Origin of the sequence: Paenibacillus arenosi (assembly GCF_014841135.1) — a bacterium.
Taxonomy (GTDB): Bacteria; Bacillota; Bacilli; order Paenibacillales; family Paenibacillaceae; genus Paenibacillus_B; species Paenibacillus_B arenosi.
In genome coordinates this window covers 604,473-618,752 of sequence record NZ_JACYTN010000002.1, presented here as the reverse complement: position 1 = coordinate 618,752, position 14,280 = coordinate 604,473, and the positions used below count along the sequence as shown (strand labels likewise).

Here is a 14,280-nt window from a genome sequence, read left to right as displayed (position 1 = left end):
TATTGAACACAACATACAGCATTGTATTTCCCGTTTTGGCATGTCTTTATACCATAAGTACGAAAGTAGTGGGCACGAAAAGAAACCGGGCATCCTCATAGGAATACCCGGTTGTGTGTAACAAATATTATTTACCTTCAACGATCGCATCAAGCGCAAGCTCGATCATTTGGTTGAACGTTGTTTGGCGCTCTTGGGAGCTAGTTTGCTCACCAGTTAGAATGTGATCGCTCACTGTTAGCAAGGACAAAGCTTTAACGCCATGTTTTGCAGCCAATGTGTACAATGCAGCTGTTTCCATCTCAACAGCCATTACACCAAAGTTACCGAGTCTGTTTACAGCCTCTGGGTTCTCGGAGTAGAAGTAGTCAGATGTGTGAACGTTACCAACACGTACTTGCATTTGACGCTCTTGAGAAATCATGTATGCACGATGCAAAAGATCGAAATCTGCGATTGGCGAGAATGAAAGGCCAGGGAAGTAATGCGAAATGATGGATGAATCTGTGGTAACGCCCTGTGCCATCAATACTTCACGAAGTTGAACTTCATGTTGGATTGCTCCGCAAGTACCTACGCGAACCAATGTTTTAACGCCATAATCTTTAATAAGCTCTGTCGCATAAATGGAGAAGGAGGGAATACCCATACCTGTTCCTTGAACGGAGATACGCTCTCCTTTATAAGTACCTGTAAAGCCGAGCATGTTACGAACTTGGTTATAGCACTGCACATCTTCTAAAAATGTCTCTGCAATATGCTTCGCACGAAGCGGGTCACCTGGAAGAAGTACTTTCTCTGCAATTGCACCTTGTGGAGCTTCTAAATGTATACTCATGCTATACCTCCAAATTGTCATTCATGTAATGTAACAACTTCGTCTCATCTTATTTTTGAATACGCTCACATTGACCAGTGGTTTAAAATAGGTTCAATGTAGACGCTGTTTATTAGGATGACACGAAAATGCTGTTTGAATACTAGCCTAACACCACATATTCATCATTTCAGTGTTTTGTAACGTTTTCATTTTGTGTTCTTGCTCACAAAAAAATAGTTCTCGGCTTCACTGCGACTAGGTCGAAGGTTGGACTACAATGGTGCTAGAATCATTTAGCAAAAAATTCTGGTACAGGCATTCATACAATAAATTCGGTTGGGTATTGCTAGTTATCATTATAGCAACTAACCATTGAAATGATGTGTAGTGTCCTTACGGCGCCAGAATCGCTGCTTCTGTTCTATATAGGACGATTCGCTGATATCTGACATTTTTTTCAAATTCATAATTGTAATCGTTTTCTGATTAACCGAAATGATTCCTTCATCTTGAAATTCTTTGAGTGTCTTGGACAAAGACTCTCTCGTAACGCCTATCATATTGGCAAGAACATGATGAGGGAACTTATATTGAATTTGAATGTAACCGCTATCTTCAGTGCCTAAGTTTGTTGACAGGTCTAACAGCAGGTTCGCGCATTTACGTCTAACATCCATAAAGGACAAGTAGCATATTTTACGATTCAATACCCGAATGTTATCTACGAGCTGGCAATAGGCGCGACGCAGTATCGAAGGATATCGTTCGGTTAGATGCATAAAGTCTTCACCGCTAAGCATCCATGCCTGAACATTATCCATTGCTTCAATAGAAGCAATTCTAGCAGAGGCGGGATCAATAGCTTCCACTTCGCCTACCGTTTCGCCAGGGAAGAAGAAGTTGAAAATAAACTCTTTATCTTCCTCGATGCGATAAACTTTGACGAAGCCGGAACGAATAATAAAAATGTCTCTATTCGTATCTTCTTCGTAAATAATGGTGTGATTTTTCTTGAAATGACGGTGTTTTAGCTTAGGAAGCAGTTCTTGTATAGCATGCTCAGGCAAGTCCTGAAAGAAGGTAACCTGACGCAGATCATCAATCATCGTATGAATCCACCTTGTTTATAGTATCACTAGTGTCATCATATACTAGAAAACGCTTTCAAACCAAGCTTAACTTCTTTTACTTTAGTGTGGAGGTGATGTTTTTAGTTACCAGCTATAATTCTAGTAACAAAGTTATGGTGCATTTTAGTAACTTAGGTTACGATAGGTAGTGGCAATTCCAATACATCATTCATAGGGGGAACATACGCATGAAGAAAAAAGGTTGGTTATTAATGCTTGCAAGTGTTATGGTGCTTACGCTCGTTTTGTCTGGTTGTGGTGCTAAAAACAAAGAGACAGATCCAGCAACTGGTGGCTCCGCACCAAAAAGTGATCTTAAAGTAGGCCTCGTAACAGACTTGGGTAGTGTAAATGACAAGTCGTTCAACCAAAGTGCGTGGGAAGGCTTGCAAAAGCTTCGTGATGAAAAAGGTGTTAGTGTTAAGTACATGGAGCCTAAGAAAGACGCTGAAATCATTCCTAACTTGAACCAATTCGTTAAGGGCGGCTATGATTTGACATGGGCAACAGGCTTTACAATGATGGATCCTGTTAAGCAAATTGCAGGAGAAAATCCAAATGCTAAACTTGCTATTATTGATGCGGAGGTACAAGCACCTAACGTTGCTTCCGTCCTGTTCCAAGAGCATGAAGGCTCATTCTTGGTTGGTGTTATTGCTGGTCTTACAACTAAAACAAACAAACTTGGATTCGTTGGCGGTTTGGAATTGCCGGTTATTAAGCGTTTCGAAGTTGGCTTCCGCGCTGGTGTTGAAGCAGTTAACCCTGAAGCAGCGAAAAACTTGAAAGTTATTTACACAGCTGACTTCAGCCGTGTAGACAAAGGTAAATCTGCAGCTTCTACGATTTATGAAGGTGGCGCGGACATTATCTTCCACGCATCTGGTATGACAGGTAACGGTGTATTTAATGAAGCGAAAGAGCGTAAACAACGTGGTGAAAATGTTTGGGTTATCGGCGTAGATATGGACCAATCCTTGACATTTGGTGATGAAATTACTTTGACTTCTATGATTAAGCGTGTTGATAACGCAGTAATTGAAATTTCCAAGCAATTGGAAGGCGACAAGTTCCCAGCTGGTAAAACAACTTACATGGGCTTGAAAGAGAAGGGCGTAGATATCGCTCCTACTTCTACGAAGAACGTTGCTCCAGAAGTATTGGAAAAAGTAGAAGAGTACCGCACAAAAATTATCAACGGTGAAATCAAAGTTCCTAGCGAGTAATTGTACTTTTGACGATATGCATTGCCAATTCCCCTGCCGCTTAAGTGGTGGGGGAACTTCTTAAGGAGGAATCCGTATGACCGCTCAACACGACATCGTTCTTGAGCTTAAGGGGCTCACCAAGCGATTTCCGGGAATCGTTGCAAATGACAGCATAGACTTACAGTTGCGCAAAGGTGAAATATTGGCGCTGCTAGGTGAGAACGGGGCCGGGAAATCGACTCTGATGAATATGGTGTTTGGTCTGTATCAGCCAGATGAAGGTGAGATTTGGATAAATGGCCAACCTGTTTCCATGGACACCCCTAGTAAAGCGATTGAACTCGGCATCGGAATGGTTCATCAGCACTTTAAGTTAGTTCCACCGTTCACGGTAACGGAAAATATTGTACTAGGTATGGAGACGAAGAAAGGTTTAGCTATCGATCTTAAGTCATCCGCGCAGCGAATTCAGGAATTATCCGATAGATATAACTTAAATATTAAACCACATGCAGTTGTCGATACAATCTCGGTAGGGATGCAGCAGCGTGTAGAAATTATGAAGATCCTATATCGTGGAGCGGATATTCTAATCTTTGACGAACCGACAGCGGTATTGACGCCACAAGAGATTACGGAATTGCTGGCGATATTGAAAGGTTTGGCGGCAGAAGGCAAATCCATCATTATCATTACGCACAAGCTTAAAGAGATTATGGAAATTGCAGATCGCTGTACAGTTATTCGCAGAGGTAAAGTAATCGATACTTTGGAAGTGGCTACAGCTTCTCCTGAAGCGCTTGCAGAGCGTATGGTCGGGCGTAACGTAAGCCTTCATGTAGATAAAGAAGCTGCACAGCCTGGTGAACGGTTGTTGGAAGTGAAAGATCTGCATGTTAAAGATTCAAGCGGTCAAGATATGCTCCGTGGTGTTAACTTTGATATTCGTGCTGGTGAGATCGTTGGTATTGCTGGTGTAGACGGCAACGGACAAAGTGAACTAATAGAAGCGTTGACTGGCATGATGAAGATTGAGTCTGGCTCCATTCGTTTGGAAGGTAAGGAAATGGCTAACCTATCACCGCGTACAGTTAGTGAACGGGGTGTTGGACATATTCCACAGGATCGTCATAAGCATGGACTTGTACTTGATTTTACAGTGAGTGAGAATTCTGTCCTGAAATCGTATTACAACAGTCCAATGAGCAAGCTAGGAATATTGCAAGAAAGCAATATTAGAAAAGAAGCAGAGCGATTCATTGAGAGCTATGATATACGTACCCCAGGCACAGAGGTTCTGGCACGTTCCTTATCTGGTGGTAACCAGCAAAAAATTATTATTGCACGCGAGATCGAAGCGAATCCGAAATTCCTCATCGCGGCACAGCCAACTCGTGGCTTGGACGTAGGTGCGATCTCATTTGTGCATAAGCAATTGATTGCTGAACGTGATGCTGGCAAAGCGGTACTGCTTGTTTCATTTGAATTGGATGAAATTTTGGATGTAGCTGATCGCATTCTCGTTATTTTCAACGGACAAATCGTTGGAGAGACGACTCCTTCGGCGACAAATGAGCAGAAATTAGGATTAATGATGGCAGGAAAGTTGGGGGGAGAATCGTCCAATGGCTAAGCTTAAGTCACTCATGAATGTTTTTAGACAAGAATCCATTTGGATTTCGATCATTTCCATCTTCCTAGGCTTACTGATCGGTGCAATTGTTATGCTAATCGGGGGCTATGAGCCTATATTGGCTTACCAGTCCATGATTGAGAAAATCGTAGGAAATCCTTATGATATCGGTGAAACGATACGTTCCATTATGCCTCTTATATTGACTGGTTTGGCTGTTGCGGTTGCATTCCGCGGCGGAATGTTCAACATCGGGGTTGAAGGACAAATTGTAATGGGTTCCATCGGTGCATTGTTTGTAGGATATTTCCTAGATCTACCGCCTGTACTGCATGCGATTGTTGCAATCGTTGTAGGTGCTATATTCGGTGGTCTATGGGGAATGCTTGTTGCTTGGTTAAAGACGAGCAGAGGTATCAACGAGGTTGTAACTTGTATCATGTTGAACTGGAGTGCGCTATATATTAGCCATATCGTCGTTCGTATGTTCATGATGGAAGAGGGGACAGCTCGTTCGAAGCTGATTCAAGATTCAGCAAGTATTGAAATTCCTTTCTTAATTCAATGGTTTGATGGAGCTCGCATTCACTGGGGATTCATAATCACAATGCTTCTTCTAGTCGGCTATTCTTTCTATATGAATAAGACGAAGTGGGGCTATGAGCTGCGTGCAGTTGGTTCCAGTAAGCATGCTGCGCACTATGCTGGTATTTCTGTAAATAAGACGATCCATCGCACATTCTTTATTTCTGGTATGATGGGTGGATTAGTTGGTACATTTGAAATCTTAGGTGTATTTAAATATTTGGCTATCGCACCAACGACATCCGGGCTAGGCTTCGACGGTATTGCGGTTGCGTTGCTAGGTATGAATACAGCAATCGGCATATTGTTGGCTGCTGCATTGTTCGGAGCATTGATGTACGGTTCGCAAGGAATGAGCTTTGGTGCTGATGTACCAGGAGAAGTAATCCGTATGGTTGTTAGTATCATCATCTTCTTTGCAGCGGCTCCAGGCATGCTGCGCGTGCTATTCAAACTTCGACGTTCGACTCGTAGGAAGGAGGTGAGCGCTCGTGGAAATGATAGCGTTTCTCATTAATGGTACGTTCGTATTCGCGACTGCGCTTATCTTTGCAGCATTGGGTGGTCTCATTACTGAGCGTGCAGGTGTAATTAACCTAGGATTAGAAGGTTTCATGGTATCTGGTGCGTTTACAGCGGGTGTTGTCACTTATTATGCTGAGCAAGCAGGTATGGCTGGAGCGGCGCCTTGGATCGGTTTCTTGGCTGCACCAATCTTCACCTTGTTATTCGCCCTATTGCATGCTATTGCTTCCGTTCGATTTAAGGCAAACCAAGTTATTAGTGGTATTGTTGTAAACATGTTGGCAGCGAGTTCTACGTTCTTCTTCGTAAAATTGTTGTTTGATGGTGCGGCGGAAACACCATTATTGCACAACGTATTTAGTAAAATTAGCATTCCAGTTCTGTCTGAACTTCCGTTCGTCGGAGTTGCTTTCTTTAGCCTATATCCGGTTACGTATATTGCAATTGCACTAGCTATCATTATTTACTTCGTTATGTATCGTACACCGCTAGGCTTGCGCCTACGTGCTGTTGGTGAGCACCCTGGCTCGGCAGACACTGCAGGTGTTCGTGTAAATCGCCTGCGCTTCTTGGCTGTATTAGCAGGCGGGATGATCGCGTCACTTGGTGGAGCAACCGTTACATTGACGATGAACAGCAGCTTTACTTTCCATACGATTTCTGGTCAAGGGTTCATTGCCTTGGCAGCTGTAATCTTTGGTCGTTGGCATCCAATTGGAGCTTTCGGTGCTGCCTTGTTCTTCGGTGTAGCACAAGCGGTTAAAGACCAAATTCAAGTGGTAGAAGCGGCTAAGCATATTCCGAATGAAATATTCTATTTGCTTCCTTATGTGCTTACGCTTGTCGTTCTAATCTTTACATCCAAAAAATCCAGTTCTCCGGCTGCACTTGGTGTTCCGTATGAACCTGGTAAACGTTAAACTTTATAGTAATTGATAAAAGACCTACTGTGAAATTCATTTTCTCAGTAGGTCTTTTTGTATGAAATGATATAACTTCATGGGAAAGTATCACAATTCGTTGTTTCCTCATCTATTCGTTTACGCAGTTGCTTCATACAATAGTAGTACAGAAGTCTATAAAGAGAGATGGAAAGGAGAGAATGATTATGTCGCCTACTGACTTGAGCACATCCAAAGGCTCAGCGCCAGATCCCGGGCTCCAAATCAAAGCATCAAAGCAAAGTGGATGGCAGCGCTTTATAAAGCAAATCGATATTCAATTGATGGTACTGCCAGCTCTCTGCTTCGTATTTGTTTTTAGTTATATCCCAATGTATGGGGTATTGACGGCTTTCCAGGATTACAGCTTGTTTAAAGGATTTTTTGCTAGTAACTGGGTTGGTTTTAAGCACTTCGTAGCTTTCTTCAATTCTCCTGATTTTGAGCGAGTATTACGCAATACGCTCGTTATTAGCTTTTTGAAGTTGCTAATTAGCTTCCCAGCACCAATTCTTCTTGCCTTAATGCTTAACGAGGTGGGGAACAAATACTTTAAGAGCCTTGTTCAAACGTTAAGCTACTTGCCGCACTTCTTGTCGTGGGTTATTGTATCGGGCTTCGTTATCTCGATGCTATCTGTCGACAACGGTAGTATTAACATCATTTTAGAGAAGCTCAATTTAATTGAAGAACCACTGAATTTCCTTTCGATGCCTGAATATTTCTGGTCTATCTTGATTACGACCAACGTCTGGAAGGAGATCGGATTCGCTTCAATTGTATATTTGGCCGCCATTGCAGGTATCGATCCTCACTTGTATGAGGCAGCTTCGATGGACGGTGCGAGCCGGTTTAAACAAATTTTCCTGATAACGCTTCCATGTATTATGCCTGTAGTAATCATTTTCATGATTCTGGCAATCGGAAACATTATGAATGCTGGATTTGAAGATATATTGCTTCTGAGCAAGGATAAGATCGTTTGGAGCGTATCGGATGTTTTAGACACCTACGTACTCAGGGTAGGTATTGAGAATCATCGATACTCTTATGCAGCTGCAGTAGGATTGTTCAAATCAGTAGTCAGTATTATTTTACTCACAATTGCTAACGCCGTCGCTCGTCGCAGCGGTAACAGTTTGTGGTAGGGGGGAGGTAGCACGATGAAACTAACATTTGGCGATAAAATGCTTCAGTTTTGGATTTACTTGTTTCTGACTTTGCTGGCCTTCGTAACGTTCTACCCATTCTGGAATGCCGGCGTTATATCTTTAAATGATGGTAAAGATACGATGCTTGGAGGAATTACCTTCTGGCCTCGAGAGTTCACACTTGAGAACTACAAAATAGTACTGCAAGATGAACGTATCCTTAATGGATTTGTTATTTCAGTTTCACGAACCCTTTTAGGTACGTTACTAAGTATATTTGCTACATCTCTATTAGCATATGGTATGACGAAGCGTGAACTTATGGGTCGTAAATATTACATGATTATGTGTGTGTTCACGATGTACTTTAGCGGTGGTTTGATCCCGACATACTTGCTTATTCGCGAGTTGGGATTGATGGATACATTCTGGGTTATGATCTTGCCAGGTTTGGTATCAGTGTGGAATATGATCATCTTCCGTACATTCTTTGCAGGATTGCCGGCAGGACTTGAAGAGTCGGCGAAAATGGATGGTTGCGGACCTTGGAAAACGTACTTCTTCATCGTCCTTCCTTTATCAGGTCCTGTTATTGCAACGTTGTCCTTGTTTACAGCGGTAGCCCATTGGAATGAATGGTTTATCCCAAGCATTTACATTAACAATGAGAATCTTTTGCCAGTCCAAACCATTCTACGTAATACGTTGAATGCCAATATCATGACGGAGCAGATGAGTAAGCTGGATCCGCAGGCTGCTGCACGGATGGCAGGTGCATCTAATGTAACTACGAAATCGCTATCAATGGCGACGATGATGGTGGCTACATTGCCAATCATTATGGTATATCCGTTCTTACAGCGTTTCTTCGTTAAAGGTGTATTGGTAGGTTCCTTGAAAGAGTAGTCTCTAACCGATGTTGTTTGAAGCTTTTGCTTTGAACATAGATGATCCTAGTGATCAGCACATGCATAATAAGAGAGGGGTTATGTCTATGAAGAACCGTTGGGGTAAGTCATTACTGCTTCCGCTTATCGCGGTATTCGCAGCAATGTCATTGTTGGCTGGCTGTGGCGGCGGTGGAACACCTGCTGCAACAACACCAGAGAAAAAAGGTTCTGAAACAACAGCACCAGAAGCATCAACTGCGAAGTATGAGTTTGGTAAAGAACCGCTTGAAATCGAACTTTATGGTCACTATGACTGGTTCTCTATGCCAGCATGGGGTGGTGACCCTGCTACAAAGTGGATTCAAGACAATATGAAAGTTACGATTAAACCAATTCTTTCCGGTGGTAAAGCGAACCAAAAGCTTAACACATTGATCGCAGGCGGGACGCTTCCTGATGTAATCTGGATGCAGCGTGATGGCGAAGTTGAACGTTTGCGTCAAAATGGATTGCTTGTTCCATTTGATGAGTATTTGGATAAATACCCGAACTTGAAAGAGTGGGCTGGCGAAGATACTCTTAACATGCTTCGTTCTCCAGACGGCAAATTGTATCAGTTCCCGAACTGGTATACAAAAGAGCCTAACGGTAACGGTGGCTACATGTTGAATATTAAAATGTATAAAGAGCTTGGTGAGCCTAAAATTGAAACGTTGGATGACTTCTATAACTACTTGAAGCTAGTTAAAGCGAAGTATCCTAACGTAATTCCATTCGAGCCAGGCTTAGAGGCACAAGGATTCGATACGCTTTACTCTGCGTTTAAAGAATCTAACCCGCCAACTCACATCTCGATGCGTGCTGTACCTAATGGCGACAAGTTGACATCGCTCTTCTTGGATCCAATTTATCGTGAATCGATGCAGTTTATTAACAAATTGTATCGCGAAGGCTTGGTAGCAAAAGATGCGTTGACGCAAACAGAAGACCAAGTTAAAGAGAAAGTTATGAATGGTCGTGTTGCGGTTTATGCTTCTGCAGATACGACAAAGTTCGGAAGTATGGGACATGCGGCACTGACGAAGAAAGATCCGAATGATGGATACTTCATGATCTGGCCATTTGCTAAAGATGGAATTGCTAAAGATAAAATTAATCCTGGTCACTACAACTCTTTGGGTTGGAACGTAAGCGTAATTACAACTTCCGCAGAGAATCCAGAAGCAGTATTCGCATTCTGGGATTACATGACTGGTCCTGAAGGATTCCGCGTATTGTTCTGGGGACCTGAAGGTCTATACTGGGAAGGTGTAGATGCTGACGGAGTACCGAAATTGAAAGATGAGTACTTCACAAAAGAAAAAGAACGTCAAGATCTTATGGATAAACTTGTTAACTTCCAGTGGGTTGGTAACACGGGATACATCGATCCTGCTAAGTCCAAGTTCGAGCTTCAACTTCCACCAGAAAAACGTACATGGGAAACAAGATGGCAATCCGAGATCACTTGGAAAACGCAATACAATGCTACTGAGTTCCAAAATCTAGATCCATCCAAAGAATCTGATGAAGGTATCGCAAGACAGGCAGTAGAAGATATCTACTTGGAAGCTCGTTCTCAAGCTTTATACGCGAAGAGCGAGGAAGATGTATTGAAAGTGCTAGACAAAGCACATGCTGATGCAGATGCTGTTGGTTACAGCACAGTGCTTGATTACAAAACAAAAATGTGGGTAGAAAACAAACAAAAACTTGGTAAATAAGAACGCATAGTAGAGAAGTTAAGTCTATACAATCGTATAGACTTAACTTTTTTTGTTTTTTTATTAAAACAATGGTCGTGTGAAAGAATAGCTCATGATACAATAGATCCATAAGTTGGAATCATAAGTGGCATATTTTTGTCGTTAAGTTATATCTTTAGTTATTTAGTTTTAATCATTTGCTAATATATTCATCAATAATGATATGATAACCGCTTTAACTTGCTGTTTATATATTTCGAGGGGGTCCTGACATGTACAAAGTGTTATTAGCCGATGATGAAGTGTTGGATCTAGAAGGAATGAGGCAGTTTATTCCTTGGAGTGAACTGGGATTAGAAGTAGTAGGTGCCGTGAATAATGGATTTTCGGCCTATGAACTCATACAACAACAGCCTGTCGATATTCTTGTAACAGATGTACATATGCCTAACATGTCTGGTCTTGAACTGGCAAGACGCGCATTGGAACATAAACAAGATATGCGTGTTATTTTTGTAAGCGGTTACCAAGATTTTCAGTATGTAAAGCAAGCATTATCCATGAATGCATGTAGTTATGTGCTGAAGCCAATGGATGATGAGGAGCTTATTCAATCTTTAAATAAAGTGACAAAGGATCTAAATGAAGATAAAAGGCGTAAAGAAGCGGAAGAGAACTATGAAGTCATGCGGCCTATGGCCAAAAATGAATTGATGACTCGACTATTAGAGGGGGATTATAAGAGGCTGACTCTTGTGGAGCTAGATAAGTTATCCCAATCTGTTGGACTTCATAAGCTGCAATGGCCCTTGCAGGTTGCCGTTGTTGAAGTAGATGATGCAAGGACAAGTGGCATGCTTGGTACATACTCGACAGAAGAGAAACTGCAATGGCAACAGACATTTAGTCAGGATATGCAAGAAGTATGTCATAGCTGTGGAACGATTCATAGCTGTCAATTATCCAAGCAGAGGCTTGCTATCTTAATGACTAGTGAGCATGTGGCAAATTGTATGCATGCGATAGTGAATCAAGTTCAGGCGAAATATTCGTTTACGTTTACGGTAGGGATCGGTGAAGCTGTACATGAAGTAGACCAGTTAAGCGCTTCTTATCAGCAAGCAATTGAGGCAGTTGAAGGTAAAATGTTCCTTGGAAAAGGGAAGGTTATTCCCTACATGGATGTAAAGCGTACACCTGAGATGGAAGATGCCCGAACACTCGATATTCGAGTCGACGCCATGTGCCAGGCCATTTCGGAATATGATCTGGTGCGTATTCATGATGAAATTGATAATTTATTCCGATCAGTTGCTAGTATTCGTTCTAAATTTACCGTACATAACTTAGCATTGTATCTCGTCATGAAGCTGGATCAGCATCTACAATCTATGGATGAGGATGTATTTCGTATGCTAGGCATGCAGCTTCATAATTTAGATATCTTGCAGAAATTCGAAACGACTAGTGATATCCGTTCTTGGCTTGTGCGGCAAGTATTTTATATCTCGGAAACGTTGCAGCAGAAATCACTTTCTAAAAATAGTCGGTTAATTCGAGAAATTATTAAAGTTATGGAAGATAACTTACATGAAAATATTGCGCTTAAAGATATCGCTCTTCAATTTTCCTTCTCCCCTAACTATTTAGGATTCCTATTTAAGGAGGAGGTAGGTAAGTCATTCAGTGAGATGCTATTCCAGCTACGTATGGAACGAGCGAAAGAATTGCTCAAAGATCCTTCTATGAAAATATATGAAGTAGCTAATCAAGTGGGATATCGATATTTGCCGTATTTCAGTAGACAGTTCAAAGAAACTTACGGTACAACTCCAATGGAGTTCCGTAAGAAATTATGAGGATGTGGAGAGGATGAGGGCTTTACAGCATCATCGAGCAGGGTATTTTCCGTTTGGTTACAAATTGTTAGTGACGTATGCGATATTCATTATTGTACCTCTAATTGTAATTGGAATCGTATCCTATAGTATGTATGTAGAGTCCGTGCGCAAGCAGACACAGACTACGATTCACGGTACATTACAGCAAATTAAAGATAATATTCATTATCGAATTAACGATGTTATAAGGGTATCATCCACCATTTATTATGATTATAACTTAGCTGATGCGATTCGCTATTATGAAGAAGGATGGGAAACGCATGAGAAAACAATTAAGATTGTCGTTCCAACTTTACATAATGCCATTACTTCAACGAATTTAAAAATATGGGCGTCTGTTTTTTTTCATAATGAAACATTACCGGAAATATATCATAAAACCTTTATGAATGAACAACCAGATGAGAGCGGACGGACCTATAACATTTTTCATATCAATCGAATAAAAGAACAATCATGGTATCAAGAACATCCTGTTGAACAGTACAGTAGAACATGGGCGTGGAGACAGGTGCAGTCTGATGCTGATTTTGGAAGAATTTCTTTGCTTCGAAGAATCGTTGATATTCAGCAGCCTTTAGATATGAAAGAAATTGGATTTGTGAGAATTAGCATTAAGTTGTCTGATTTATTTGAAAGTGTTGATTACGCTAAAATTGGCGATGGAAGTATACTGACGGTTAGGGATAGATACGGGAATACGGTCTATCGTTCATCAGCAAGCTCAGCCCCAGATCACGCTCGTGTAAATGATGAAACGTTTATGACGATTGAAGAAGCGTTGGATGACGGAGGATGGGTATTAACTGCATCCATACCTACTATGATCGTAGAGCAAGATGCGAAGCGTATTCGAATGTTTACGATATGGGTAGCTCTTTCCTGTCTCATCGTATGTACGTTCGCAGCTATTTTTATCTCTAGACACTTTTCATTGCGAGTAAACAAATTAATTACGATATTAAATGCATTCCGTGAAGGGGATCTCCATAAACGAGTTCAATTACGCAACAAAGATGAATTCTCTGAAATCGGCAATGCGATTAATGAGATGGGAGAAAATATAGGGGATCTCATCAAAGAAGTGTATGTAACGCAGCTTCAAAAGAAAGAGGCTGAACTAGAATCTTTACAGGCACAGATCAACCCTCATTTTCTGTACAATACGTTATCATCTATTAGCAGATTAGCTAAGTTCGGGGATACCGACAGACTGCATCAGATGGTAATGGAATTGGCAAAGTTTTATCGCTTAACGTTGAATGACGGTAGGACGAATATTCCATTAGCTACGGAATTAGAGCAAGCGCAAGCTTATATTGAGATTCAAAAAATTAAATTCGGCGAACGGATGGACGTGTTATTTTTAATAGATAGTGATATATGGCCTTATCAAACGATTAAGTTAATCGTACAGCCGTTTCTTGAAAATGTGTTCGAACATGCATGGTGTGGTGATCGGATTCATGTCCGTATTGAGGTTCAATGTTTGGATGAGCATATCAAAATTCGTATTGTGGATGATGGGGTCGGAATGACGGCGGAACGCATTAGTCATATTTTCGATTCGCAAGATCACGTGAATGGTGGCTACGGAATTCGCAATGTTCATCAACGTATACGGCTGCAGTATGGTGAACAATATGGGGTTAGCATTTTTAGTCACATCGGAATCGGAACGGTTGTTGAAATCTCTATTCCAGCTGTTAGACGATAATACTGCAACATAAGTCGAAGGTTAATGACTT

Annotated in this window: 11 protein-coding genes; 9 read left to right on the top strand and 2 right to left on the bottom strand. The window is 41.4% G+C overall.

All coding sequences use genetic code 11. From position 1 onward, the window contains the following. Positions 1–127 precede the first annotated feature (127 nt). Entirely contained in the window at positions 128–838 is a 711-nt protein-coding gene (gene deoD, locus IFO66_RS05915; protein ID WP_192024217.1) for a purine-nucleoside phosphorylase, read from the bottom strand. Between the two features lie 347 nt (positions 839–1,185). Next, positions 1,186–1,926, bottom strand: a complete 741-nt coding sequence (locus tag IFO66_RS05910) for a Crp/Fnr family transcriptional regulator (RefSeq protein ID WP_192024216.1) — start codon at positions 1,924–1,926, stop codon at positions 1,186–1,188. Positions 1,927–2,138: 212 nt separating this feature from the next. Here IFO66_RS05910 and IFO66_RS05905 point away from each other — a divergent pair, with 212 nt between their 5' ends. The 9 genes from IFO66_RS05905 to IFO66_RS05865 all read left to right on the top strand — a co-directional run bounded on the left by IFO66_RS05905 (position 2,139) and on the right by IFO66_RS05865 (position 14,249). After that, positions 2,139–3,176, top strand: coding sequence for a BMP family lipoprotein (locus IFO66_RS05905; protein ID WP_192024215.1), 1,038 nt, complete (start codon positions 2,139–2,141; stop codon positions 3,174–3,176). 76 nt (positions 3,177–3,252) lie between these two features. Beyond that, positions 3,253–4,791, top strand: coding sequence for an ABC transporter ATP-binding protein (locus IFO66_RS05900; RefSeq protein ID WP_192024214.1), 1,539 nt, complete (start codon positions 3,253–3,255; stop codon positions 4,789–4,791). After that, positions 4,784–5,893 (top strand): ABC transporter permease, encoded by a 1,110-nt coding sequence (locus tag IFO66_RS05895; protein WP_192024213.1) that lies wholly within the window; start codon positions 4,784–4,786, stop codon positions 5,891–5,893. Before IFO66_RS05900 ends, IFO66_RS05895 begins: the two co-directional genes overlap by 8 nt. Beyond that, the gene (locus IFO66_RS05890; protein WP_225445543.1) at positions 5,874–6,821 is read left to right on the top strand and encodes an ABC transporter permease; all 948 of its coding nucleotides are present in this window, start codon (positions 5,874–5,876) and stop codon (positions 6,819–6,821) included. Before IFO66_RS05895 ends, IFO66_RS05890 begins: the two co-directional genes overlap by 20 nt. A 305-nt stretch (positions 6,822–7,126) precedes the next feature. Then, the gene (locus tag IFO66_RS05885; RefSeq protein ID WP_225445542.1) at positions 7,127–7,990 is read left to right on the top strand and encodes an ABC transporter permease; all 864 of its coding nucleotides are present in this window, start codon (positions 7,127–7,129) and stop codon (positions 7,988–7,990) included. A gap of 15 nt (positions 7,991–8,005) precedes the next feature. Beyond that, positions 8,006–8,899 (top strand): carbohydrate ABC transporter permease, encoded by an 894-nt coding sequence (locus IFO66_RS05880; protein ID WP_192024210.1) that lies wholly within the window; start codon positions 8,006–8,008, stop codon positions 8,897–8,899. 88 nt (positions 8,900–8,987) lie between these two features. Further along, on the top strand, positions 8,988–10,646 hold the full coding sequence (locus IFO66_RS05875; protein ID WP_192024209.1) for an extracellular solute-binding protein: 1,659 nt from the start codon (positions 8,988–8,990) through the stop codon (positions 10,644–10,646). A gap of 254 nt (positions 10,647–10,900) precedes the next feature. Continuing rightward, positions 10,901–12,487, top strand: a complete 1,587-nt coding sequence (locus tag IFO66_RS05870) for a response regulator (protein ID WP_192024208.1) — start codon at positions 10,901–10,903, stop codon at positions 12,485–12,487. 13 nt (positions 12,488–12,500) lie between these two features. Continuing rightward, positions 12,501–14,249, top strand: coding sequence for a cache domain-containing sensor histidine kinase (locus tag IFO66_RS05865; protein ID WP_192024207.1), 1,749 nt, complete (start codon positions 12,501–12,503; stop codon positions 14,247–14,249). Positions 14,250–14,280: the final 31 nt, after the last annotated feature.

Excerpts from the sequence above, each read along its gene's own strand:
- deoD (WP_192024217.1), bottom strand. The coding sequence starts at position 838 with ATGAGTATACATTTAGAAGCTCCACAAGGTGCAATTGCAGAGAAAGTA.
- IFO66_RS05890 (WP_225445543.1), top strand. The coding sequence starts at position 5,874 with ATGATAGCGTTTCTCATTAATGGTACGTTCGTATTCGCGACTGCGCTT.
- IFO66_RS05870 (WP_192024208.1), top strand. The coding sequence starts at position 10,901 with ATGTACAAAGTGTTATTAGCCGATGATGAAGTGTTGGATCTAGAAGGA.
- IFO66_RS05895 (WP_192024213.1), top strand. The coding sequence starts at position 4,784 with ATGGCTAAGCTTAAGTCACTCATGAATGTTTTTAGACAAGAATCCATT.
- IFO66_RS05875 (WP_192024209.1), top strand. The coding sequence starts at position 8,988 with ATGAAGAACCGTTGGGGTAAGTCATTACTGCTTCCGCTTATCGCGGTA.
- IFO66_RS05905 (WP_192024215.1), top strand. The coding sequence starts at position 2,139 with ATGAAGAAAAAAGGTTGGTTATTAATGCTTGCAAGTGTTATGGTGCTT.
- IFO66_RS05910 (WP_192024216.1), bottom strand. The coding sequence starts at position 1,926 with ATGATTGATGATCTGCGTCAGGTTACCTTCTTTCAGGACTTGCCTGAG.
- IFO66_RS05865 (WP_192024207.1), top strand. The coding sequence starts at position 12,501 with ATGAGGGCTTTACAGCATCATCGAGCAGGGTATTTTCCGTTTGGTTAC.
- IFO66_RS05880 (WP_192024210.1), top strand. The coding sequence starts at position 8,006 with ATGAAACTAACATTTGGCGATAAAATGCTTCAGTTTTGGATTTACTTG.
- IFO66_RS05900 (WP_192024214.1), top strand. The coding sequence starts at position 3,253 with ATGACCGCTCAACACGACATCGTTCTTGAGCTTAAGGGGCTCACCAAG.
- IFO66_RS05885 (WP_225445542.1), top strand. The coding sequence starts at position 7,127 with ATGGTACTGCCAGCTCTCTGCTTCGTATTTGTTTTTAGTTATATCCCA.